This window comes from Rhizobium binxianense (assembly GCF_028994275.1).
GTDB lineage: Bacteria > Pseudomonadota > Alphaproteobacteria > Rhizobiales > Rhizobiaceae > Rhizobium > Rhizobium binxianense.
This window is the reverse complement of sequence record NZ_CP118713.1, coordinates 617,796-640,795: the sequence shown is the minus strand read 5'-3', so window position 1 is coordinate 640,795 and position 23,000 is coordinate 617,796. Positions and strand designations below refer to the sequence as shown.

27 protein-coding genes are annotated in these 23,000 nt (G+C 62.3%); 10 read left to right on the top strand and 17 right to left on the bottom strand.

Annotation, left to right across the window (positions count from 1 at the left end):
- Window positions 1-62: 62 nt before the first annotated feature.
- The gene (locus PO860_RS03080; RefSeq protein WP_275038116.1) at window positions 63-548 is read right to left on the bottom strand and encodes a peroxiredoxin; all 486 of its coding nucleotides are present in this window, start codon (window positions 546-548) and stop codon (window positions 63-65) included.
- Window positions 549-640: 92 nt separating this feature from the next.
- Window positions 641-1,492 (bottom strand): protein-disulfide reductase DsbD domain-containing protein, encoded by an 852-nt coding sequence (locus PO860_RS03075; RefSeq protein WP_275038115.1) that lies wholly within the window; start codon window positions 1,490-1,492, stop codon window positions 641-643.
- A 140-nt stretch (window positions 1,493-1,632) separates the two neighbouring features.
- On the opposite strand from PO860_RS03075, the gene PO860_RS03070 reads away from it, so the two are divergent.
- The 3 genes from PO860_RS03070 to PO860_RS03060 all read left to right on the top strand — a co-directional run bounded on the left by PO860_RS03070 (window position 1,633) and on the right by PO860_RS03060 (window position 3,730).
- Entirely contained in the window at window positions 1,633-2,238 is a 606-nt protein-coding gene (locus PO860_RS03070; protein WP_183605945.1) for a YqgE/AlgH family protein, read from the top strand.
- Window positions 2,239-2,373: 135 nt separating this feature from the next.
- Window positions 2,374-2,565, top strand: coding sequence for a CsbD family protein (locus tag PO860_RS03065; protein WP_003546001.1), 192 nt, complete (start codon window positions 2,374-2,376; stop codon window positions 2,563-2,565).
- A gap of 91 nt (window positions 2,566-2,656) precedes the next feature.
- A complete protein-coding gene (locus PO860_RS03060; protein WP_183605944.1) occupies window positions 2,657-3,730 on the top strand; it encodes a zinc-binding metallopeptidase family protein in 1,074 nt (357 codons plus the stop codon).
- Window positions 3,731-4,033: 303 nt separating this feature from the next.
- On the opposite strand, the gene rnhA is transcribed toward PO860_RS03060, so the two are convergent.
- The 5 genes from rnhA to PO860_RS03035 form a co-directional block, all read right to left on the bottom strand.
- Window positions 4,034-4,489, bottom strand: a complete 456-nt coding sequence (gene rnhA / locus PO860_RS03055; protein WP_003584727.1) for a ribonuclease HI — start codon at window positions 4,487-4,489, stop codon at window positions 4,034-4,036.
- Window positions 4,486-5,451, bottom strand: coding sequence for a homoserine kinase (locus tag PO860_RS03050; RefSeq protein WP_272783073.1), 966 nt, complete (start codon window positions 5,449-5,451; stop codon window positions 4,486-4,488). Before PO860_RS03050 ends, rnhA begins: the two co-directional genes overlap by 4 nt.
- Window positions 5,452-5,508: 57 nt before the next feature.
- Window positions 5,509-6,510, bottom strand: coding sequence for a 4-hydroxy-3-methylbut-2-enyl diphosphate reductase (gene ispH / locus PO860_RS03045; RefSeq protein WP_183605942.1), 1,002 nt, complete (start codon window positions 6,508-6,510; stop codon window positions 5,509-5,511).
- Between the two features lie 63 nt (window positions 6,511-6,573).
- Window positions 6,574-7,329 (bottom strand): SURF1 family protein, encoded by a 756-nt coding sequence (locus PO860_RS03040; RefSeq protein WP_272783072.1) that lies wholly within the window; start codon window positions 7,327-7,329, stop codon window positions 6,574-6,576.
- On the bottom strand, window positions 7,322-7,702 hold the full coding sequence (locus PO860_RS03035; protein WP_183605940.1) for a DUF983 domain-containing protein: 381 nt from the start codon (window positions 7,700-7,702) through the stop codon (window positions 7,322-7,324). Before PO860_RS03035 ends, PO860_RS03040 begins: the two co-directional genes overlap by 8 nt.
- Before the next feature lie 236 nt (window positions 7,703-7,938).
- Here PO860_RS03035 and PO860_RS03030 point away from each other — a divergent pair, with 236 nt between their 5' ends.
- On the top strand, window positions 7,939-8,580 hold the full coding sequence (locus PO860_RS03030) for a chloramphenicol phosphotransferase CPT family protein (RefSeq protein WP_275038114.1): 642 nt from the start codon (window positions 7,939-7,941) through the stop codon (window positions 8,578-8,580).
- 212 nt (window positions 8,581-8,792) lie between these two features.
- On the opposite strand, the gene PO860_RS03025 is transcribed toward PO860_RS03030, so the two are convergent.
- The 7 genes from PO860_RS03025 to PO860_RS02995 form a co-directional block, all read right to left on the bottom strand.
- Window positions 8,793-9,671 carry a cytochrome c oxidase subunit 3 gene (locus PO860_RS03025; RefSeq protein ID WP_183605938.1) on the bottom strand — a complete coding sequence of 293 codons (879 nt, stop codon included), beginning with the start codon at window positions 9,669-9,671 and terminating at the stop codon, window positions 8,793-8,795.
- A 60-nt stretch (window positions 9,672-9,731) separates the two neighbouring features.
- Window positions 9,732-10,340, bottom strand: coding sequence for a cytochrome c oxidase assembly protein (locus tag PO860_RS03020; protein ID WP_097619367.1), 609 nt, complete (start codon window positions 10,338-10,340; stop codon window positions 9,732-9,734).
- A complete protein-coding gene (locus PO860_RS03015) occupies window positions 10,337-10,477 on the bottom strand; it encodes a hypothetical protein (RefSeq protein WP_028755765.1) in 141 nt (46 codons plus the stop codon). Before PO860_RS03015 ends, PO860_RS03020 begins: the two co-directional genes overlap by 4 nt.
- Window positions 10,477-11,427 (bottom strand): heme o synthase, encoded by a 951-nt coding sequence (locus tag PO860_RS03010; protein WP_097619438.1) that lies wholly within the window; start codon window positions 11,425-11,427, stop codon window positions 10,477-10,479. The genes PO860_RS03015 and PO860_RS03010 overlap by 1 nt, the downstream gene beginning before the upstream one ends.
- Before the next feature lie 67 nt (window positions 11,428-11,494).
- Complete coding sequence (gene ctaD / locus PO860_RS03005; protein WP_183605936.1) at window positions 11,495-13,201, bottom strand: cytochrome c oxidase subunit I; 1,707 nt, start codon at window positions 13,199-13,201, stop codon at window positions 11,495-11,497.
- A gap of 18 nt (window positions 13,202-13,219) precedes the next feature.
- Complete coding sequence (gene coxB / locus PO860_RS03000) at window positions 13,220-14,104, bottom strand: cytochrome c oxidase subunit II (RefSeq protein WP_032983170.1); 885 nt, start codon at window positions 14,102-14,104, stop codon at window positions 13,220-13,222.
- Window positions 14,104-14,409, bottom strand: coding sequence for a hypothetical protein (locus tag PO860_RS02995; RefSeq protein ID WP_143540721.1), 306 nt, complete (start codon window positions 14,407-14,409; stop codon window positions 14,104-14,106). Before PO860_RS02995 ends, coxB begins: the two co-directional genes overlap by 1 nt.
- An 11-nt stretch (window positions 14,410-14,420) precedes the next feature.
- On the opposite strand from PO860_RS02995, the gene PO860_RS02990 reads away from it, so the two are divergent.
- The 3 genes from PO860_RS02990 to PO860_RS02980 all read left to right on the top strand — a co-directional run bounded on the left by PO860_RS02990 (window position 14,421) and on the right by PO860_RS02980 (window position 17,282).
- Window positions 14,421-15,077: an invasion associated locus B family protein gene (locus PO860_RS02990; RefSeq protein WP_273880362.1), complete on the top strand. Its 657-nt coding sequence runs from the start codon at window positions 14,421-14,423 to the stop codon at window positions 15,075-15,077.
- 280 nt (window positions 15,078-15,357) lie between these two features.
- Window positions 15,358-16,773, top strand: a complete 1,416-nt coding sequence (gene tldD / locus PO860_RS02985; protein ID WP_275038113.1) for a metalloprotease TldD — start codon at window positions 15,358-15,360, stop codon at window positions 16,771-16,773.
- Between the two features lie 17 nt (window positions 16,774-16,790).
- Window positions 16,791-17,282 (top strand): GNAT family N-acetyltransferase, encoded by a 492-nt coding sequence (locus PO860_RS02980; RefSeq protein ID WP_183605934.1) that lies wholly within the window; start codon window positions 16,791-16,793, stop codon window positions 17,280-17,282.
- Window positions 17,283-17,301: 19 nt separating this feature from the next.
- On the opposite strand, the gene PO860_RS02975 is transcribed toward PO860_RS02980, so the two are convergent.
- Both PO860_RS02975 and PO860_RS02970 read right to left on the bottom strand, forming a co-directional pair.
- Window positions 17,302-17,619 (bottom strand): nucleoside triphosphate pyrophosphohydrolase family protein, encoded by a 318-nt coding sequence (locus tag PO860_RS02975; RefSeq protein ID WP_183605933.1) that lies wholly within the window; start codon window positions 17,617-17,619, stop codon window positions 17,302-17,304.
- Between the two features lie 81 nt (window positions 17,620-17,700).
- Window positions 17,701-18,984: a D-alanyl-D-alanine carboxypeptidase family protein gene (locus PO860_RS02970; RefSeq protein WP_275034342.1), complete on the bottom strand. Its 1,284-nt coding sequence runs from the start codon at window positions 18,982-18,984 to the stop codon at window positions 17,701-17,703.
- Window positions 18,985-19,205: 221 nt separating this feature from the next.
- Between PO860_RS02970 and PO860_RS02965 the strand changes: the two genes are divergently transcribed.
- Window positions 19,206-20,243 carry a polysaccharide deacetylase family protein gene (locus PO860_RS02965; RefSeq protein ID WP_275038112.1) on the top strand — a complete coding sequence of 346 codons (1,038 nt, stop codon included), beginning with the start codon at window positions 19,206-19,208 and terminating at the stop codon, window positions 20,241-20,243.
- A 5-nt stretch (window positions 20,244-20,248) separates the two neighbouring features.
- Here PO860_RS02965 and pdxH read toward each other — a convergent pair whose 3' ends face one another.
- On the bottom strand, window positions 20,249-20,869 hold the full coding sequence (gene pdxH / locus PO860_RS02960; RefSeq protein ID WP_183605930.1) for a pyridoxamine 5'-phosphate oxidase: 621 nt from the start codon (window positions 20,867-20,869) through the stop codon (window positions 20,249-20,251).
- A 65-nt stretch (window positions 20,870-20,934) separates the two neighbouring features.
- On the opposite strand from pdxH, the gene PO860_RS02955 reads away from it, so the two are divergent.
- The gene (locus PO860_RS02955) at window positions 20,935-21,393 is read left to right on the top strand and encodes an RT0821/Lpp0805 family surface protein (RefSeq protein WP_273880360.1); all 459 of its coding nucleotides are present in this window, start codon (window positions 20,935-20,937) and stop codon (window positions 21,391-21,393) included.
- A 319-nt stretch (window positions 21,394-21,712) separates the two neighbouring features.
- Window positions 21,713-22,894, top strand: a complete 1,182-nt coding sequence (locus PO860_RS02950; RefSeq protein WP_183605928.1) for a J domain-containing protein — start codon at window positions 21,713-21,715, stop codon at window positions 22,892-22,894.
- Window positions 22,895-23,000 lie beyond the last annotated feature (106 nt).

Here is a 23,000-nt window from a genome sequence, read left to right as displayed (position 1 = left end):
GTGACGAGCGCTGCACGTAAAGCCCCTCCCCCTTGTGGGAAAGGGCAGATCTGTTCGAACGCTTAGAGCTGTTCCAGCATTGCGGCAGCGCCCGAGACGGTTGCCTGGCCGGGGCTTTCCTCGATGTTGAGGGCCTTGACGACGCCGTCTTCCACCAGCATCGAGTAACGCTTGGAGCGGAGGCCGAGGCCGCCGGCGGAGAGGTCGGCGTCGAGGCCGACGGCCTTGGTGAAGCCGGCATCCCAATCGGCGAGGAAGTGGATCTTGCCGAGGCCGCCTGAGGACTGTGCCCAGGCGCCCATCACATGCCAGTCGTTGACAGCGACGACGGCGATGTCGTCGACGCCCTTGCCGAGGATGGTGTCGCGGTTTTCGAGATAACCCGGCAGATGGTTCAGCGAGCAGGTGGGCGTAAAGGCGCCCGGCACGGCAAAGAGCACGACGCGCTTGCCGGAAAACAGCTGCTCGGTGGTAATTTCAACAGGGCCGTCAGCCGTCTTTTCCTTGAAGGTGGCGGCAGGAAGCTTGTCGCCGATCGCGATGGTCATGGTCTTCTCCTTGGGTTCGGGCTTTGGGGGTTCTGCGGGTTCCAGCCTGGCGGCGGGCGCCGCAGGGGATCTGCAGCGACTATAAGATCCGGTCATTCAAAGGCAAGCGTCGTCTCCATCGCCCGCGCGCCGTCGATGACAAGCACACCCCAGCGTTTGCCTGATATGTCGTAATTCTCCGGCAGCTTGCCGATAGCGATATCGACCTTGAAAGTGGCGCCGTCGCGTTTGCCGCCGATCTGCTTGGTGAAAGCATAGCCGCTCGGCCCGGTGACGATGATATCAGGCGCGCTCTTGCCTTGACCTGGGCTCTCATCCGGCAAAACCAGCGTCAGCGACAGCGTCTTCCCATCAGGCGACATCGCATGCGCCGTCACGTCGAAATCGGTCGATGGCGGCTTCGGCAGGGTCGCATCGGCGTCCTTGAGGATCGCCTCCTCCTGCGGGTGCGACTGGATGGCGGGGCCAAGCTTCAGCCGAAAATTCGCCTGGAAGGGTATGCAGATATCCCTGCAGATGCCGATGAAGGCGGCAGCGTCGATCTCGACCGGACCCTTGCCCGCCGCCGTCAACGAAAGCGGCAGCGTCACCGGCGCATCATAGGCGATATCCTCGATCGCGCCGTTGAAAAAATGCTTGGGAACGGGATAGGCGATGGCATCGAGCGAAACACCGCTGCCCGCCGCGATGGTCACCTGCGGCGGAATGCCATTGCCGCCGGGCTCCTTCCAATAGGTGATCCAGCCGGGTTTCGGCTCGATCTGCAGCGCGGCGCGGATTTTGCCCCCGGCATCGGGGGCGAGCGCCACCAGGCGCATGCGGCCGCCCTCATTGTCCGCCCAGCCGCTCATTTCCGCATGGGCGGAACAAAGGGGGACAAGGGCGGCGGCCACCGAAATGACCGCAAGGAAAAGCCGATGCGGGACCGAGGAAATAATCATCATGGAACAACGGTTTACCGAAACTGGTCTTTGGCCGCCAGCAGCCGCGGCGATTTAAATCTTCATTTTCAGTTGATTGATGTGTGACATTGGCCCATGCTTCTCTTGTCAATGCCTCGGTGCGGTTGGCAGCAGGAGGAACGATGTCCTTATCGACGCTGAAGAACAGACGGGAACGTGGCTTCTTCGATGGCCAGTTCCTGATCGCCATGCCCGGCATCGAAGACCGCAACTTTGCCCGCACGGTGATCTATATCTGCGCGCATTCGGATGCCGGCGCCATGGGCTTCGTCATCAACCGGCCGCAGAGCCTGACCTTCACCGATGTGCTGCTGCATCTCGATATGATCAAGCAGGAAGATTCGATCGTGCTGCCGCAAAGGGCGCGCGACTTCCCGATCCAGACCGGCGGCCCGGTGGAAAGCGGCCGCGGCTTCGTGCTGCATTCGGACGATTATTCCAGCGACTCCTCGATCCCCGTCAGCGACGACATCTGCCTGACGGCAACACTCGACATTGTGCGCGCCATCTCCAAGGGCAATGGCCCGACGCGGGCGACGATGCTGCTCGGCTATTCCTCCTGGGCAGCCGGCCAGCTGGAAAACGAGGTCGTCAACAATGGCTGGCTCACCTGCCCGGCCAATGAGGAACTGATCTTCGACCGCAGCCTCGACGACAAATACGAGCGGGCGCTCGCCGGCATGGGCGTGACCGCCGCCATGCTTTCGGCCGAAGCCGGGCATGCTTGAGACGCAGTTGGCCCGAGCAGCAATTTTGTCCCGAGAAACAGCTGGCTCGAGCCAGCGGGAACGAATAGCCGCAAGTGACGTTTCATTTCGGCAAGCATGGGCAAGAGGCCCATGCTGACCAAGGAGACATCACATATGGGTAGCACCAGCGACAAGATTTCCGGTAAGGCCAACGAGATTGCCGGCAAGACCAAGCAGGCCGTCGGCAAGGCCACGGATGATCGCGAAATGCAGGCCAAGGGCGCCGTTCAGGAAGCCAAAGGCAAGGGACAGGTCGCGACCGGCAAGGTCAAGGACAAGCTCAAGGGCGCCGTCGACCGGCTCTGAGCCACAAGCTCATCCGTCATGCACCATGCCTGCTGCGCCTCTCGCGCGGCAGGCATTTTTAATCCGCTCCCAACGCTTTGCAGAGATAACGATGAAGCTTTTCGCCTGCGACAATTGCGATCAGGTCGTCCACTTCGACAACCGGCATTGTGTACGCTGCAACCATCGCCTCGGCTTCCTGCCCGGCGATCTCGCCATGCATGCGCTGGAGCCGCGCGACGACGCGCTCTGGCAACTCGTTTCCGATCCCGACCGCGAGGTACGCTTCTGCGCCAATGCCGGCCTCGATATCTGCAATTGGCTGGTGGACGGCGAAAGCGGGAGCGAATTCTGCGTCGCCTGCCGCCATAACCGGCTGGTTCCGAACACCGACACCCAGAACGGCATCGACCGCTGGCGGCGCATCAGCCAGGCGCAGCGTCATCTCTTCTATTCGCTCTTGCGCTGGAGGCTGCCGCATCCCGATCGGGCGCAAGACCCGCAGGGCGGCCTGGTCTTCGATTTCCTCGAGGATTCCCTGCAAAGCAACGGCTATGTCGTGCCCGCCATGACCGGCCACGAGGAAGGCCTGATCACCATCCGCGCCGCCGAGGCCGACGATGCGACGCGCGAACAGGCGCGCAGTTCGATGAACGAACCCTATCGCACGCTGCTTGGCCATTTCCGCCACGAGACCGGCCATTTCATCTGGAACAAGCTGGTGCGCGACCAGAATCGCCTCACGGATTTCCGCGCCGTCTTCGGCGACGAACGGCAGGATTATGCCGCAGCCCTGCAGAGCCATTATGCCGGCGGCGCGCCCCTGGGATGGCAGGACAATTTCATCAGCGCCTATGCGGCATCGCACCCCTGGGAAGATTTCGCCGAATGTTTCGCCCATTACCTCCATATCGTCGACACGCTGGAAACAGCCCGCGCCTTCGGCATCGCGATCGATCCACGCGGCCATGAGGAAATATCGGGCGAGGTCGATTTCCTCCCTTACCGGGCCAGAAGCGCCGAACAGCTAGTCAGCGCCTGGGTGCCGCTCAGCATCGCCATCAACGCCATCCAGCGCAGCATGGGCCAGCCGGACTCCTACCCTTTCGTGCTCTCCTCACCTGTTGTGGCAAAACTCGAATATCTGCACCGGCTGATCCAGGCTGCCGCGGCGCGGCAGCAATAGGCGACGAGAGAGATCCTCATTCCCTTCCTCGGGCTTTGCCCGAGGGATGTCACAGGAGGGAGCAAGATGAGAGGCAATCCTGCCCATCATCGACTCTCTCCGAAGCCCGGTCGGTTGGTGGCGAGTGGTAAGCCAGCGGAGAGTTTGGCGCGAACGCCACCCCAATCTCCGTCATCCCAGGCCTTGAGCCTGGGATCCATGTCTCGTGCTGATGGACACCGGCGTGGATCCCCGGGGTAAGCCCGAGGATGACGGAGGGTGGGGTTGGCGGAGAGCTTTCTGGCGAATGCGTGAGGCAGCTTCCTAAAACGAAACCGCCTTGCCCTTCTTGAACGGCTCCATGCCGCGGCGGGCGAGTTCGTCGGCGCGTTCGTTTTCCGGGTGGCCGGCGTGGCCCTTGACCCAGTGCAGCGTCACCTTGTGGCGGTTGCGGGCTTCCTCCAGCGCCTGCCAGAGCTCGGCATTCTTCACCGGCTTCTTGTCTGCTGTCTTCCAGCCGTTTTTCTTCCAGCCGAAAATCCACTTGGAGATGCCGTCCTTGACATAGGCGCTGTCGGTATAGAGATCGACCTCGCAAGGGCTCTTCAAGGCCTGCAGCGCCGAGATCGCCGCCAGCAGCTCCATGCGGTTGTTGGTCGTATCCGCCTCGCCGCCGCAAAGCTCCTTTTCGACGTCGCCATAACGCAGCACGGCGCCCCAGCCGCCGGGGCCGGGATTGCCGGAGCATGCGCCGTCGGTGAAGATATCGACGTGTTTCATAGGCTCAATCCGTATTCGGCGGCCGAGCCGATCTGGCGGTGGAAGCGCAGTTTGCGCAGATATTCGAGCGGGTCCTTCTTGGTGACCATGGCGCCCTCCGGCGTCATCAGCCAGTCATAGAGCCGGGTCAGGAAGAAGCGCAGCGCCGAGCCACGCGACAGCACCGGCAAAGCGGCGATCTCTTCGCCGCTCAGGGGCCTGACGCTCTGGTAGCCCGCCAGCATCGCTGTGCCCTTGGTGATGTTGTAGGCGCCGTCCTTTTCGAAGCACCAGGCGTTCAGGCAGATCGACACGTCATAGGCGAGCAGGTCGTTGCAGGCGAAATAGAAATCGATCAGGCCGGAGAGTTCGTCGCCCAGGAAGAAGACGTTGTCGGGGAAGAGGTCGGCATGGATGACGCCGGCAGGCAGGCTCTTCGGCCAGGCGGCGGCGAGGAAATCGAGTTCGCCGCGGATCTCGGTCTGCAGGCCGGGCTCGACCTCGCCGGCGCGCTCTGCCGATTTCTCCCAGAGCCCTCGCCAGCCATCGATCGACAGCGCGTTGGGACGCTTGAGTTCGAAACCGTCGCCGGCCACATGCATCTCGGCCAGTGCCCGGCCGACCTCGCGGCAATGCCTGGCCTCCGGCTTTCGCAGCCACATGCCCTCGAGGAAGGAGATCAGCGCGGCCGGGCGGCCGGAGAGCGAGCCGAGCAGCGCGCCGTCGCGTCGCGGCAGCGGCAGCGGGCAGGACAGGCCGCGGGCGGAGAGATGCTGCATCAGGCCGAGAAAGAACGGCAGGTCGCTCTTTTCCACCCGCTTCTCATAGAGCGTCAGGATCAGCGGGTCCTTGGAGGTGTGCAGCAGAAAATTGGAGTTTTCGACGCCTTCGGCGATGCCCTTATAGGAGAGCAGCGTGCCGGCGTCATATTCCGTCAGGAACCATTTCAGATCGTCTTCGGCGATATCGGTATAGACTGCCAAGTGAGGTCTCGCCCTTCATGCCCTGTTGATATTGGATTTGCCGGAGGAAAGGCCGATCTAGCCGTTGACGAAAGCCATGTCGGCCGCCGTCAGCTCGATGTTGCGCAGTTCGCGGTTGACGAGGAAATTTTCGGTCTCCTGCACCGTTTCGGCCAGCTCGACGCGGGCGTCGAAGCGGGCACGGAAAGCCTCGATGATCTCGTTGACGATGACCTCGGGGGCGGAGGCGCCGGCGGAAAGGCCGAGCGTCGATATCGCCCCGATCTCGTCCCAGTCGAGTTCGGCGGCGCGCTGCACGAGGATCGATTTCTTCGCCCCTGCCCTGAGCGCCACTTCGACCAGGCGCTTGGAATTGGACGAATTCGGCGCGCCGACGATGATGAAGAGATCGCAGCCGGGGGCGGCCTGCTTCACCACTTCCTGGCGGTTGGTCGTCGCATAACAGATCGAGTCCGCCGCCGGCGCCGTCAGGTTCGGGAAGCGCTCGTGCAGGCGGGCGATGACGCCGGCCGTATCGTCGACCGACAGCGTCGTCTGGGTGACATAGCCGAGATTGTCGGGATCGGCAGGGAGATAGGCATCGGCATCCTCGATCGTCTCGATCAGCGAAACCGAGCCCTCCGGCAATTGCCCCATCGTGCCGATCACCTCCGGATGGCCGGCATGGCCGATGAGGACGACATGGCGCCCGAGGCGATTGTGGCGCATCGCCTGCTTGTGGACCTTTGAGACCAGCGGGCAGGTGGCGTCGAGATAGAAGAGGTTGCGGCTCGCGGCATCCTCCGGCACGGATTTCGGCACGCCATGGGCGGAGAAGACCACCGGCTGGGCGCGATGTTCGGCCGGGATCTCGTCCAGTTCCTCGACGAAGACGGCGCCCTTGGCCTCCAGCCCCTCGACGACATAACGATTGTGGACGATCTCGTGGCGCACATAGACCGGCGCGCCATAGGATTTCAGCGCCAGCACGACGATCTGGATGGCGCGGTCGACGCCGGCGCAGAAGCCGCGCGGACCGCAGAGCCTGATCGTCAAGGGAGGTTTCGCCGCAATATTCATGTCTGTTCCGGGTTGAGAGATTTAGGGACCTCTAGCCCAATATGGCCAAGAATTGAAGCGATACTATTGCGGGGCTGCCTTGGTCCCCTTGCGGAACCAGGAGATCACCACCACGACGACGAGCACGGCGGCAAGCCCGTACCAGGTAAAGGCATATTGCAGATGGTCGTTCGGCAGATCCACCTGGGTCACCCCGCCGATCGGCAGGCCGGCCGGATTGGGGGTGGAATCGGCATCGACGAAAAAGGGAATGACGCGCGCTTTCTCCAGCCCGACGCTGGAGGCCATGACGTCGAGGTCCTTCCAGTAGAAGATGTTCTTGGCGACGTCGTTGTCGGGCACCACCCAGGAGGGCTTGCCGGTCAGTTTGCTGCGCGCGAGACCGGTGACGGTCTGCTGATCCGTCAGCTGGCCCTGCATACGCATCTCCGGCTCCTTATTGTCAAAGGGAACGAAGCCGCGATTGACGAAGAGCGCCCGCCCGTCGGCAAGTTCCAGCGGGGTATAGATGTAATAGCCGGTCTGGCCGCGCCAGGTGGCGAAGAAGTGCCGCTCCTTGTTGTTGATATAGCGGCCGGTGGCGGTGACCTTGCGATATTCGATATCGCCGCCTGCGGCCGCCATCGCCTCGATCTCGGCGAGCGGTACCGGGCTTGCTGCCTGGCGCGCGGCGATATCGGCAAGCAGGCCTTCCTTCCAGTGGAGGCGCTCCACCTGCCAGGTGCCAAGCGAAATCAGGATGGCGAGCGCGATCAGCACCAGGATGCCGGTTGCAACAGGCAGCCGGCGGCGCGGCGTTACGTGCTCTATTTCAGTCACTCAGGCGTCCTTCGCGGGCATTGTGGCGGTATTGCATGGCGATCAGGATGCCCTTGAACCAGCGCAGCGTCGTGAGCGACAGGATGATCGTCAATGGAGCAAAGAGCAGGATATGCACCCAGATCGGCGGTCCGTAATTCACCTGCAGCCACAGCACCATGCCGATGACGATGAAACCGACGATGAGGATGACGAAGACGGCCGGGCCGTCGCCGGAATCGGCGAAGGAATAATCGAGGCCGCAGGCGGCGCAGCGCGGTTTTACGCCGAGCAGGCCATCGAACAACTTACCCTCGCCGCAGCGCGGGCAGCAGCCCTTGATGCCTGTCTTGACCGGATCGACGGGGGGAAAATGGGCGCGGTCCTCGTTCATGCCATTCCTTTGCGTAACCTTGGCGGCCGCGGCTTATTCGATGCCGCCTTAACTCTCCCATAAATTATTCGCAGGACGAAGGGAAATGCCTGCGCGATTTCGTCACTGCAGAATTCCCCGAATCCGAATGCATTGAAGGGATTATGCGGAAAATCAAAGGGTTACGGCGTCCTTTGCTCGTCACCAAAAGACACACGGCGCTGGTCTGATTCGCGCCAAACAGAAGAAGAAAACTGATGACCAACGACAGCCATTCCGTGCAGATCATTATCCTGAACGGCGCGCCGCGGAGCGGCAAATCAAGCATCGCCCGCGCAGTACAGGAACATTTCGAAGGGCCGTGGCTCAACCTCGGCGTCGACAGCTACAATGCCATGACGCCGGAGCGCTACCTGCCGGGCATCGGACTGCGGCCGGGCGGCGAACGGCCGGATCTGGAGGAACTGGTGCCGTTCTTTTATGCAGCACTCTACGAATCGATGGCTATCCATGCCGGGTTCGGCCTCAACGTCGTCGCCGATCTCGGCCATCACGATGGCTATTCGCAGCCGCTTGGCATTCTTGCCGATTGCGCCCGGCGCCTGGAAGACTTCCCCGTGCTGTTCGTCGGCGTGCGCTGTCCGATCGAGACGATCATGCAGCGGCGCGAGATTGCCCAAGAAGGGCGCGAGACGCTTTATCTCAGTGCCACGCAGGACGTGCCCGTTCCAGAACCGGTGCAACGCTGGCAGGACGAGGTGCATCGGCCCGGCATCTACGATATGGAGGTCGATACATCAGTGCTGACACCGCTCGAATGCGCCGAAGCGATCCGCCATCAGCTGGATCTCGGTATTCCCCAGCCTTCGGCCTTCGAACGGATCGCCGGGGCGCGCTGAGCTGAAAAAAGCGGGCACGGGCCAGCCTTAGACTGAGGACGAAGTCGGCCAACTCCTCTTTCGTCATGCTCGGGCTTGTCCCGGGCATCTGCGCCCGGTTGATATGTAGCAGATCCTCGGCACAAGGCCGAGGATGACGCCGAGTAGAGAGCGAGATTTGTGAACAAAAAAGGCGGGCACGAGGCCCGCCTTTTGCTTGACTATGGCTCCGATCAGCCTGCGGCCAGCGGAGCGCCCCAGCCGCCCCAGACGTAGATGCAGAAGAACAGGAACAGCCAGACGACGTCGACGAAATGCCAGTACCAGGCGGCCGCCTCGAAGCCGAAATGCTGCTTCGGGGTGAAGTCGCCGCGCAGCGCGCGCAGCAGGCAGACCAGCAGGAAGATCGTGCCGACCAGGACGTGGAAACCGTGGAAGCCGGTCGCCATGAAGAAGGTCGCGCCGTAGATCGAATTCTTGAAGGCGAAGGGCGCGTGGGCATATTCGTAAGCCTGCACGGAGGAGAACAGGATGCCGAGCAGCACCGTCAGCGTCAGGCCCTGGATCAGGCCCTTGCGGTCGTTGTGCAGCAGCGCATGGTGCGCCCAGGTGACCGTCGTGCCCGACAGCAGCAGGATGACGGTGTTGTAGATCGGCAGATGCCAGGGATCGAGAACCTCGATGCCCTTCGGCGGCCAGGTGCCGCCGGTGTAGAGCAGGCGCGAGGCCTGGATCGCTTCGTTCGGATAGAGGCTGGCGTCGAAATAGGCCCAGAACCAGGCGACGAAGAACATCACTTCGGAAGCGATGAACATGATCATGCCGTAGCGCAGATGCAGCGAGACGACGCGGGTGTGGGCGCCCTCATGGGCTTCCTTCACCGTATCGGCCCACCAGCCGTACATGACGTAGAGAACCAGGGCGAAGCCGATATAGAAGAGCCAGGGATTGGCGAGCTCGGCGCCGGCGACCTTGAACGAACCGCCGTTCAGGTAGCGCATATAGCAGACGCCGCCGATCGCCATGATGAAGGCGCCGAGCGAGGCGAGAATCGGCCACGGGCTCGGATCGATGATGTGATAGTCGTGATTCTTCTGATGAGCATCGGCCATGTAGCTATCCCCGGTGTCTTCCTTCACTCCGCTCCCGGCATAGCCGGAAACGAGCCTTGATCAAAGTTTCTTTTCAATCTTCTCCGCTCCACCCTCATTCGAAGCCAGAGGCTTCGGACCCTCTTTCGGGTAGAACGTATATGACAGCGTCACCGTGTGGATGTTCTTCGATTCCACCGCCTTGACGATGTCAGGATCGATGTAGAACACCACCGGCATGTCGAGCTTCTCGCCCGGCTTCAGGTCCGTTTCCGTAAAGCAGAAACATTGCACCTTGTTGAAATAGACGCCCGCTTCGCCCGGCGTGACGTTGAACACCGCCTGGCCGCGCTGGGTCTCGTTCGAGCGATTCTCGGCAGTGAAATTCACCTGGATCGTTTCGCCGATCTTCGGATTGACCTCGCGCTCGACCGGCTTGAAATCCCACTGCAGGCCCGGCGCGACATTGGCGTCGAAGGTGACGCGCATGGTGCGGTCGAGCACCACGCTCGACACCTGGTCGACGCGCTGGGTCGTGCCGTTATAACCGGTCACCTGGCAGAAGATGCGGTAGAGCGGCACGGCGGCATAGCTCATCGCGCCCATGCCGAAGACGAAGCTCAGGCACATCATGACGACGGCGCCGTTGTTGCGGCCCTGTTTCTTCGGTGCGGCGGCGTTGTCGCTCATCCGGCCATCCCCCCGCCGATCTTCACGATGGTGATCGCGTAGAAGAGAATGACGAGGCCGGCGAGCACCAGCCCGAGAGCGACGTTGCGGTTGCGGCGCGACTTGCGCTGCGCTTCGGTGAGCTTGACCATTTCCATCAGAACCAACCTCCCGCATGCGAGACCAGCAGCGAGGCCAGCCGGTCGATCATCAAGGCGGAGAACACGGCGAAGAGATAGAAGATCGAAAAGGCGAAGAGCTTCTTGGCCGGGATCATCTTCAGATCGCCGTCGGGCATGCGCCAGACGGCGATGGAACAGTATATGAAGATCGCGCCGAGGGCCGCAGTGACGAGGCCATAACCCAGGCTCGCGAAACCGAGGAAGGACGGCAAGACCGCGCAGATGGCGGTCAGCACCGCATAGGCGACGATCTGATGTTTGGTCACCCGCTCGCCGGCGACATTCGGCAGCATCGGCACGCCGACGGCCTCGTAATCGCGCATCTTGAAGAGGGCCAGCGCCCAGAAATGCGCCGGCGTCCACAGGAAGATGATGAGGAAGAGAACGGTGCTCTCGATCGTCACGCTGTTGGTGACGCAAGCCCAGCCGATCATCGGCGGGAAGGCGCCGGCGGCACCGCCGATGACGATGTTCTGCGGCGTCGAGCGCTTCAGCCACATGGTGTAGACAACGGCGTAGAAGAAGATGGTGAAGGCGAGGATGCCGGCCGAGAGCCAGTTGACGGCCAGGCCGAGGATGACGACCGAGAAGCCTGACAGCACCAGGCCGAAGGCGAGCGCCTCCGACGGCGCGATGCGGCCGGCCGGGATCGGACGGTTGGCGGTGCGGCTCATGATCGCGTCGATATCGGCGTCATACCACATGTTCAACGCGCCGGAGGCGCCGGCGCCGACGGCGATACAGAGGATGGCGATCAGCCCGAGGACGGGATGGATGTGACCCGGCGCCAGCACGAGACCGGCAAAGGCAGTGAAGACCACGAGCGACATCACCCGTGGTTTCAGCAATTCGAAATAATCGCGCGCACTCGCTTCCGACAATTCGCCGTCCTTTGCAAGCACCTCGTGATTGTCGATGACCGTCATCATTCCGTCCTGAATGTCAAACTATCAGGACGCCGTATCGAATGCGGCGTCCTGATGATCCGCGCAATTACTTGATGCGCGGAAGCTGTTCCCACTGGTGGTAGGGCGGCGGCGAAGGCAGCTGCCATTCGAGCGTCGTTGCACCCTCACCCCACGGATTGTCGCCGGCAACGCGCTTCTTGGCGAAGGCTTCGAAGACGCCGTAGAGGAAGATCAGCACACCGAAGGCCGAGATGTAGGAGCCGATGGAGGACACATAGTTCCAGCCGGCAAAGGCATCCGGATAATCGATGTAGCGGCGCGGCATGCCGGCCAGACCGAGGAAGTGCTGCGGGAAGAACACCAGGTTGACGCCGATGAACATGATCCAGAAATGCAGCTTGCCGACCAGCTCGTTGTACATGTAGCCGGTCATCTTCGGGAACCAGTAGTACCAGCCGGCGAAGATCGCGAAGACGGCGCCGAGCGACAGAACGTAGTGGAAGTGGGCCACGACGTAATAGGTGTCATGCAGCGAGCGGTCGAGACCGGCATTGGCGAGCTGGACGCCGGTGACGCCGCCGACCGTGAACAGGAAGATGAAGCCGATCGCCCAGAGCATCGGCGTGCGGAACGAGATCGAGCCGCCCCACATCGTCGCGATCCAGGAGAAGATCTTCACACCTGTCGGAACGGCGATGACCATCGTCGCGAAGACGAAGTAGCGCTGCGCGTCGAGCGACAGGCCGACCGTGTACATGTGGTGGGCCCAGACGACGAAGCCGACGGCGCCGATCGCGACCATGGCGTAGGCCATGCCGAGGTAGCCGAAGATCGGCTTCTTCGAGAAGGTCGAGATGATGTGGCTGATCATGCCGAAGCCCGGCAGGATGAGGATGTAGACTTCCGGGTGACCGAAGAACCAGAACAGGTGCTGGTAGAGGATCGGGTCGCCGCCGCCTTCCGGAGAGAAGAAGGAGGTGCCGAAGTTGCGGTCGGTCAGCAGCATGGTGATGCCGCCTGCCAGAACCGGCAGCGACAGCAAGAGCAGGAAGGCGGTGATCAGCACCGACCAGGCAAACAGCGGCATCTTGTGCAGCGTCATGCCCGGCGCGCGCATGTTGAGGATGGTGGTGATGAAGTTGATCGCACCGAGGATCGACGAGGCGCCGGCAATGTGGAGCGCAAAGATCGCAAGGTCGACCGCCGGGCCCGGCGTGCCGCTCGTTGCCAGCGGCGGATACATCGTCCAGCCGCCGCCCGTGCCATAGGCGCCTGCCGGGCCTTCGACGAACATCGACAGCAGCAGCAGCGCGAAGGCGGGAACGATCAGCCAGAAAGAGATGTTGTTCAGGCGCGGGAAAGCCATGTCGGGCGCACCGATCATGATCGGCACCATCCAGTTGGCAAAACCGCCGATCATCGCCGGCATGACCATGAAGAAGATCATGATCAGCGCGTGCGCCGTGGTGAACATGTTGAACATCTGCTTGGCGCCGTCGATCGCGGCATCGCCTTCATAGCCGTAGACCATCGAGGCCAGGCCGTGGAAGATCTGAATACCCGGCTCCTGCAGCTCCATGCGCATGGCAACCGACAGCGCGCCGCCGATGATGCCGGCAATGATCGCGAAGATCAGATAGAGCGTGCCGATGTCCTTATGGTTCGTCGAGAACAGCCAGCGATTGACAAAGCTCGGCTTGTGCCCGTGATCGTGGTGATCGTGATCGTCATGCGCGTGGTCGTGGTGGGCGTGATCATGAGAATGATCGTCGTGAGCGGAAGGTCCAGCCATTGTCCCGATCCCCTTTAATTACTGTGCTTCGGCAACGTCGAGGGTCTTTGCGGGACCATCGGTTGCGGCCATGAGTGTCTTGTAGGCGCCGGGCAGGTCGCTGGCGGCTGCGGTCAGCCACTGCTTGTACTTGTCCTCGGAGACGACGCGGATGGCGATCGGCATGAACGCATGGTCCTTGCCGCAGAGCTCGGAACACTGGCCATAGAACAGGCCCTCGCGCTCGGCCCTGAACCAGGTCTCGTTGAGACGGCCCGGCACGGCATCGATCTTGACGCCGAAAGACGGCATGGCGAAAGCGTGGATGACGTCGGTCGGCGCCGAGGTCACGAGAACGCGGACCGTCTTGTTGACAGGCAGGACCAGCTCGTTGTCGACGGCGAGAAGCCTCGGATAGATCGACTTGTCCTCCTTGCCGGCAGCGGCGCGATCCTGATCCTTCAGCAAGTAGGAATCGAAAGCCAGCGGGCTCTCGCCCGAACCTTCATATTCGTAGTTCCACTGCCACTGGGTGGCGGTCGCCTTGATCGTGACGTCGGGGTTTTCGGGCAGCGTCAGCTGCGCCGTCAGCAGGTTGAACGAGGGAATCGCGAGAAGGAGCAGCACGAGGACCGGCCCCACGGTCCAGGCAATCTCGATCAGCGTGTTATGGCTCGTCTTCGAGGGAACCGGGTTCGCGCTGGCGCGGAACTTGAAACAGACGACGATGAGCAGGACCAGAACGAAAAGCGTGATCGGAACGATAAACCACAGGGTATATTGTTCGAACCAATGAATTTCCCGCATGATCGGCGTTGCCGCCGGCTGCAGCGTCGCCTGCCACGGCATGGGCTGGTCGGCATATGTGCCGGAAGCAAAAAGCAGACAGACCAGCGTGGTCAGGGCTGCATAAGCCTTCTTCATCACCTTATTATCTCCCTCGAGCGCTTGACCTGCAAAATAGAACGCAGAATCCTTGCCATCTTCAGCGCTTCAAACCACAGTTTGGCATTTGCCGCAACAGGCCAGAGCAATTGTCTATGCGGCATTTTTGCTGAAAGCATAGGCAGGCGGGAACGGCAAAACATCCCAAGTTTTTCATCAGCATATGAAAAATCGGCTTTCCGGCCAATCCGCGCGCGACACATTATTTCGCAAAGGTCCAATTTCCGCCGCAGTCCCCCGGTTTTCACGGGGTGGGGCTTTTCATTTTTGGTGGGCAGCTTCAACAATAGCCGCAATGATTCGATATCCAGAGGTTTCCATGGGTTTCCGTTCCCTCGCGCAGTCGCTTCTCGTGACTGCCAGCATCGCGGCCGCAGCGACGACGCCCGTTTTCGCGCAACAACCCACGCCGTCACCGGCCAAGCCGCCGGCTGCCGCGCCGGCTCCTGCCCCGGCGCCGCAGCAGCCGAATGCCGCCAGCCCGAATATCCAGGTAACGCCCGGCCAGACCCAGCCGCAGGCGCCGGGCACGGTGAAATCCAATCACGGCGCATGGTCCGTCGTCTGCGACAAGCCGGCAGGCGCCGCGACCGAACAATGCGCGCTGATGCAGAATGTCATCGCCGAGGACCGGCCCGAGGTCGGGCTTTCCGTCGTCGTGTTGAAGACCGCCGACCGCAAGTCGAAGATTCTGCGCGTTCTGGCGCCGCTCGGCGTGCTGCTGCCGAACGGCCTCGGGCTCAATGTGGACGGCAAGGATATCGGCCGCGCCTATTTCGTCCGCTGCTTCGCCGACGGCTGTTATGCCGAAGTCGTGCTCGAGGACGAACTGCTCAAGACCTTCCGCAGCGGCGCCCAGGCAACCTTCATCGTCTTCCAGACCCCCGAAGAAGGCATCGGCATTCCTGTTGATCTCAAGGGCTTCGCCGAAGGTTTTGACGCTCTGCCGTGATGGCGGGCTGCGACGGCGTCGAGCGTAGAGTGCAACTACGCTCCCCTTACTCCAGAAGCTCAACCCATACTCCGTCATGCTCGGGCCTGTCCCGAGCATCTGCAGCCGGCTGATATGTAGCAGATCCTCGGCACAAGGCCGAGGATGACGGAGGGCGCGTTTTGCCGCTCCCATCCCTTTAAAAAAGAATTATTCGACGGCGGGGCTTCACTCCTTATTATGTGGAGCCCTATCTAGGGAGTAAGTGCATTCCTGAACGCATGCCCATTGGAGCCATACCATGACCACCGATCTCCTGACGCTTTTCGATGCCGCCGAAGCGACGATGCGCAAGCACGTGGCCGAAGCGCTGTCCGGCGCCGATGACGGCGAGCTGTTCATCGAGCACTCACAGGCGGAAGCGCTGACCTTCGACAATGGCCGTCTGAAGGGCGGCAGCTTCAACACCGAGCAAGGGTTCGGCCTGCGCGCCGTGGCCGGCGAAGCGGTGGGTTACGCCCATGCCGGCGATCTCTCGGTGGCGGCGCTGAAGCGGGCGGCGGATGCGGTCGGCGCGGTGACGCGCGGCTATTCCGGCTCTTATGCCGCCGCACCCCAAGGCACCAACAAGAAATTCTACGGCGACCAGAACCCGATCGGCCAGCCAAGCTTCGAGGAGAAGGTCAAGGTCCTGCAGGACATTGACGCCTATCTCAGAGGCAAGAACGACAAGGTGCGGCAGGTGACGGCCTCGGTCGCCGCCAGCTGGCAGGTCGTCGATATCCTGCGTGCCGACGGACACCGTGTGCGCGACATCCGGCCGATGACGCGCATCAATATTTCGGTGATGGTCGGCGAAGGCGATCGCCAGGAGAGCGGCTCCTACGGCCACGGCGGGCGCATCGGCTTCGGCGATTTCATCGCCGAGGGCAGCTGGCAATACGGCGCCGACGAGGCGCTGCGCCAGGCGCTCGTCAATCTCGAAGCGATCGACGCGCCAGCGGGCACGATGGATGTCGTGCTCGGCTCCGGCTGGCCTGGCGTGATGCTGCATGAGGCTGTCGGTCACGGGCTGGAAGGCGATTTCAACCGCAAGAAGACGTCGGCCTTTTCAGGCCTTCTCGGCCAGATGGTCGCCGCGCCTGGCGTCACCGTCGTCGACGACGGCACGATCGACAACCGCCGTGGCTCGATCACCATCGACGACGAGGGCACGCCATCGGGCTACAACGTGCTGATCGAGAACGGCAAGCTCGTCGGCTACATGCAGGATCGGCAGAACGCCCGGCTGATGGGCATGCAGCCCACCGGCAACGGCCGCCGCCAGGGCTATGCGCATGTGCCGATGCCGCGCATGACCAACACCTATATGCTCGGCGGCGACAAGACGCCCGAGGAGATCATCGCCTCGGTGAAAAAGGGCATCTATGCCGTCTCCTTCGGCGGCGGCCAGGTCGACATCACGTCGGGCAAGTTCGTCTTCGGCTGCACCGAGGCCTATCTGATCGAGAACGGCAAGGTCGGCGCGCCGATCAAGGGCGCGATGCTGATCGGCAACGGGCCGGACGCGATGAAGCGGGTGTCGATGATCGGCAACGATATGAAACTCGACACCGGCATCGGCAATTGCGGCAAGGCCGGCCAGTGGGTTCCGGTCGGCGTCGGCCAGCCGCATCTGCGCATGGATCAGATCACCGTCGGCGGCACGCAGACCTGAGGCGAAAGGATTCTCTGATGGCGGACATCGAAATCAGACCCTTCGCATCAGATGACGCCGATGCCGTGCTGTCGGTGATCCTGCCGATCCAGCGCGAGGAATTCGGCATCGACATCACCGCGGATGCACAGCCGGATCTCCGGGTCATTCCGGATTTCTATCAGTCCGGCAAAGGTGAGTTCTGGGTCGCCGTCAAGGACGGTGCCATCGTCGGCACGGTTGGGCTGAAGGACATCGGCAACAACCAGGCGGCGCTGCGCAAGATGTTCGTCTCAGCCGCGGTGCGCGGCCGCGAGCACGGCGTGGCGGCACGGCTCCTCGATCGCCTGATCGCCCATGCCAGGGACGCCGGCCTCACCGATATCTTCCTCGGCACGACCGACAAATTCGTCGCGGCGCATCGTTTCTACGAGAAGAACGGCTTTAGCGAAATCGCCAAGAGCGCCCTGCCCCGCTCCTTCCCGCTGATGGCGGTGGACAGCAAGTTCTACCGTTATAAGGTCGGCTGACTTTATCGGCCGACCTGCATCAGCTCTTCGGCACCTCCGCCGGCCGAAACAGCCACTTCCGTTCGATCGCGGCGGCAAGATCGAGATCGTTGTGGCGGGCAAACAGCAAGAGATGGCCGAGAACGTCGGCGGCCTCGTCGGCGAGGTCGCGCTGCATGTCTTCAGGCGAGCGGCCCTTCGCACGGCCGCGGCCGGTCAGCCGGTTCCATGCCTGGGTCAGTTCGCCCATTTCCTCCTGCAGCTTCAGCAGGAACCAGTCGGCATCGCGCTCGATATTGTTGGCAGCGACATGAACGGAGGATGAGGCTTCGAACTGGTCGGCAAGACGGCGCAGCATGGATGTTCTCCTTTTGTTTATGGAGGAGACGCTGATTCCCGATGCTTGTCCAGCGTGAATTGCCGCAGTGCGCGGTGGCGATCAGCTGTGGTCCGGCAGCAGCATGCAGTCATAGGAGCGCTGCTTCAGCGCATCGCAGGCCGAGACGGCGGCATCCTTGCTGGCAAAGCCGACGAAGCGGGCGCGGTAGATCTTGTTGGCGCCCTGCCCGACCGCCTCGGTATAGGGCGAAGCGGAAACGAGCGGCGCGCCGCCTTCCGACTGCGCCTGGGCGAGAAGCGCACGCGCGGCATCGGCGCTCGGCGCGGCCGAGATCTGGATCTGCCAGTCGCCATCAGCCTGTTTCGCCGAGGTCTTCACTGTCTTGCCGGCGTTCAGGATTTCGTCCATCGCGACCGGGCGCTCCAGCGGCACGACGGCGTCGTCGGCATAGGCCAGGCTCTTGGCCGCGAGATCGTCGACTGGCCGCGGTGCGTTGAGCGGCACCGGTACATCGGCAGCATCGGCGGCGGAGGCGACTTCGACGGCTTCCTTGGCGCCGACGCTCGCCACCAGCTTGGCGCCGCCGGAAGAGGAGGCACGGCCGAGATAGCGGTCGAGCAAACCCGCCATCTTGTCGTCGCGGCTGCGGGCGGTGCGGCCGCCGAGCACGACGCCGACCACGCGGCGGTTGCCGTCCCGGACGGCGCTGACGAGATTGAAGCCGGAGGCGTTGGTGTAACCGGTCTTGATGCCGTCCATGCCCTGGTAGCGGTACATGAGATTGTTGTGGCCGCGCACGGTGCGGCCGCGAAAATTGAAACTTGCCGCCGAAAACAGCCGGTATTCGTTCGGATAATTTTTCATCAGCGCGACGGCGAGCGTCGACATGTCACGCGCCGTCGTCACCTGGCGGCCGTCCGGCAGGCCTGATGCGTTGACGAAGACGGTGCGGCTCATGCCGAGCTGGCGGGCTTTGGCCGTCATCATCTGGGCAAAGCCGCTTTCCGAGCCGCCGAGCTTCTCGCCCATGGCGGAGGCGGCATCATTGGCGGATTTGATGATCATGCCATAGACCGCCTCGCGCACGGTGATCGTGCCGCCGGCCTTGACGCCAAGCTTGGTCGGCGGCCGGGAGGCGGCGTATTTCGACATCTTGATCGGCGTATCCCAGGCGATCTTGCCGCGTTTCAACGCCTCGAAGGTGAGATAGAGCGTCATCATCTTGGTCAGCGAGGCCGGATGGTTCAGCGTATCGGCGTTTTCGGCGGAGAGAACCTTGCCGGTGCGGGCATCGAGGATCAAGGAAGCGCTGCCGGCAAGGGCCGCAAGCGGCGCCGAAACGGCAAGCGTTACGGTCAAAACAGCCGCCAGAAGCTTTCTCATGCATGTCCCCTTGATGCGCCAGGCTCGTCAGTCAGATCGGCATTTGTGCCGTAATATGACAGAAGCCGTAAGTTTGGCGCGACTTTGAGGCAACGCCTACCATTTTTCTAGTCTTTTCATCGTCTTGGTTAATGCGAAATGAAGCATCTGCGCCGAATCGGGATTCAGCAAGGCTTAAGTCGCTCTTGCTAGTTTCCGGCAAAGGCAGGGGCGGACGGCGGATGACGGGACAATTGAAGCGATTGGCAAAACGCGCAGCGATCGGCGCCGGGCTCGAGCTTTCCTGGCTGCTCGCTTTGGCAGGGCTGGTGCGGCAAGCGCGCGGACGGGGCGTCGTCTTCACACTGCATCATGTCCGTCCGCACGTGCCTGAGGCTTTCGAGCCGAACGCGCATCTCGAAATCACCCCGCGCTTTCTCGATGCGGCGCTCGGGCGGCTGAAGCGGGAGGGTTATCGCTTCGTGCCACTCGATCAGGTGCCAGGGCTGCTGGCGGAGCCCGAGGGTGGGAAGCCGTTTGCCGCTTTCACGCTCGACGACGGCTACATCAACAATCTCGAGCATGCGCTGCCGGTATTCGAGCGGCACCGGGCGCCGTTTACAGTGTTCGTCGCCCAGGGTTTTGCCGAGGGCTCGCACAGCATCTGGTGGGAGACGCTCGCCGTCCTGTTGCGTCGGCAAAACGAAATCCACTTCGATTTCGGCCGCGGCAGCGAGCGACTGGCGCTCGACAGCCCACAGCAGCAATGGCACGCCTTCGACCGCTTCGCCTGGTATATCCACCGCTCCGATGAGGCGGGCGCCGTCGCCGCCATCGACAGGCTGGCGCGGGAAAACGGCATCGAGCCGACCGATATCACGCGCGAACTGGTGATGCGGCCCGATCAATTGCGATGGCTCGCCGGGCATCCGCTCGCATCGCTTGGCGCTCACACGATCAGCCATCGCGCGCTCGCCCGCCTGCCGGAAGCCGAAGCGCGGATCGAGATGCAGGTTTCGGCTGATTACGTCGAGGCGGTGACCGGCATCCGTCCCGAGACGATCGCCTATCCCTATGGCACACCGGAGGCTGCGACCGGCCGCGAGGCGAGGATTGCCCGCAATCTCGGCTTTACCTTAGCGGTCACCACCCAGCCCGGACTGCCGTCAGCGCAGCTGACCGGCTATCTCCCCCGCATGTCGCTCAACGGCTTCTACCAGAAGCGACGCTATGTCTCGGCGCTCGCCTCCGGCATTCCGCTGAAGCTGATGGGCCGGTAGGCCTTTCAGGGATACATCCTGACCTTGTCCCATTCGCCTTGCGGGGATGGCCGGCGGAATTCGACGCGGTCATGCAGGCGGAATTTCTGGTCTTTCCAGAATTCGATCGAGGTCGGCCGGATGCGAAAGCCCGACCAGTGGGCGGGGCGGGGAATCTCGCCGATGGCGTAACGGGCGGTGTATTCGGCCACGGCTTTCTCAAGCGCGAATCGGCTTTCGAGCGGGCGGGACTGCTTGGAGGCCCAGGCGCCGATGCGGCTGCCGCGCGCTCGCGTCTGGAAATAGGCGTCGGCTTCGGCGTCGGTGACGACCTCGACGGGACCGCGCAGCCTTACCTGGCGGCGCAGGCTTTTCCAGTGAAAGCACATGGCGGCCTTTTTCTGGCCCAGAATTTCACGGCCTTTCTGACTCTCGAAATTGGTGTAAAAGACGAAACCGTCGTCATCGAATCCCTTCAGGAGAACCATGCGGACATTGGGAAGACCATCCTCATCGACCGTTGCCAGCGCCACGGCATTCGGGTCGTTGGGTTCGGAGGCCTCCGCTTCTTTCAGCCATTCGGCAAAGAGCTTGAAGGGTTCGCCACTTTCGGTAAAGTCACCGCTTGTTAACTCGTTTGCCGACATATTGGTTCAAATGCCCCGGATTATTCAAAACTCGCCCAGCTTTTGATAACTGGACAGGACGCAGGGTGGAAGTCATAGCAAAGTCAAATCGCCATACAAAGGGCCTGCGGCAACGCAGCAGCGCGTTGTTCGTCATTGGCGTTGCCATGCTTTCGCTTTCCGGCTGCGTCGGCAGCGGCATGGATTTTTTGAGCGAAGCCAAGGTCGACCGGTCGGTGGCAACCGGCACCGTGCCGCAGACGCCGCCGAGCACCGACACGCTCTCCGACGAGATGACTGTGCGCAACGCCGTGACCTCGGCGGACGTGCAAAGGCTCGAAGGCCAGCCGCTTCCCTGGGCGAATGCATCGACGGGCAGCGCCGGCGTCATCGATACGATCGTCGAGAACAATGAGTCGGGCCAGGTCTGCCGCCAGTTCCGCACGACCCGGCATTCCTATGTCGGCATCGCCAAATTCTACGGCAAGACCTGCCTCGTCGGCGGCGGCAACTGGCAGCTTTTGAGCTTCCAGCCGGAAAGCTGATTCCGGCGGGAAAGCTGATTCCGGCGGGAAAGTTAATCCGGCGGGAAAGTTAATCCGGCGGGAGAGCCGATCTGGTTCACCGACAGGTTAACGCCCGACGGCTTTCTAGCGAATGCTTAGCAAAGAGCTAACCATTCGGGGCAAAACACCCCACATCTCTCCATAGAAATAAGAAGTGATTAGCAACTCCAACGCACGATCGGCGTTGAGAGTGGCTCTGCCTGCCTTTGCGGCGGGTGGCGCCGCGCACGTGATATTGGAGTTTCGGGATGCCGGGCAAGGACGTGGCTTCCCGCATCGCAACACCGGCGGTTTTGACATGCGCGATCCTTACAAAATTCTGGGCGTCAAGCGCGACGCGGCAGCAGACGAGATCAAGGCGGCTTGGCGCAACATGGCCAAATCAGCCCATCCCGACCACAATCAGGGCGACCCGTCGGCGACGGCCCGGTTCGCCGAGATCGGCCGCGCCTATGAAACGCTGAAGGACCCGCGCAAACGCAGCCTGTTCGACAATGCCGTGCGGATGGCCGAAGCCAAGAAACAAGAACAGACGATCATGCAGCAGCGCCAGGCCGCGCGCGAGGCTGCGATCCGCGCCAAGGCGGCGCAGGCCAATGCCGAGCGGGTGATGGAAGAGCTGGCGCGTGCCGCCCAGAAGGCGGCCGCCGACGGCTCCAGACAACAGGCGGGAACGGCTGAGCCTGCCGACGAGATGGTCGAGCGCATTTTCGGCGCCCAGGCGCGTGCTGCGGCCGGCGGCCAGGCGCAGGCTCGCCCGCAACAGGCACAATACCAACAGACCCAAAACCAGCAGAGCCAGAACCAGCAGGCCCCAAACCAGCAGCCAGGCGACGCCGCCGAGGCCGACACCAAGGGCGACGAGGAAACCGGCGAGACCGTCGCGAATGCCGGCGCCACCCTGCCGCTGCCGCTCAGCATCCTGACAAACCTGGTACGCCGTTTCACCGGCGCCAAGGATACGGGTCTCGAAAAAGCACCCGATGAGGTGACGACGGCGACGGTGACGATCGACGACGTCTTGAAGAGCGGCTGGATCACCGCGTCGCTGCCGGAGGGCCGCGAAATTGGCTTCGCCTTGCCGGCAGGCACGACAGACGGTCACGAGATCAGGCTCAAAGGTCAAGGTTTCAAGCTGCCGGGCATGCAGCGGGGCGACGCCGTCATCAACATCCGCATCGCAGCCGATCCGCGCTTCACGGTCGACGGTTTCGATCTGCACGCCGTGCTGCCGCTCAGCATCGAAAATGCCGTGCTCGGCACCGAGGCGCGCATCGACGGACCGAGCGGGCCGCTGAACGTTACCATCCCCGCATGGTCGGGCTCGGACAAGACGATCAGAATCCCCGGTCAGGGATTGCCCCGCGAAGAGGGCGGCAGAGGCGATCTCGTCGTCGAATTGCGCATTATCCTGTGGGAAAAACCCGACGATAAAGTCACCGATCTCATGCGGAGCATGCGCGAAGGCCTGTTCCTATGAAATTTTTATGACATTCGCACCCTTTGTTACGATACCTAACAGTTGATGATCCAGGCCAAGCTTGAACCGATTAACGGCCTATGCCATAGGCAGGATCGATCAGAAT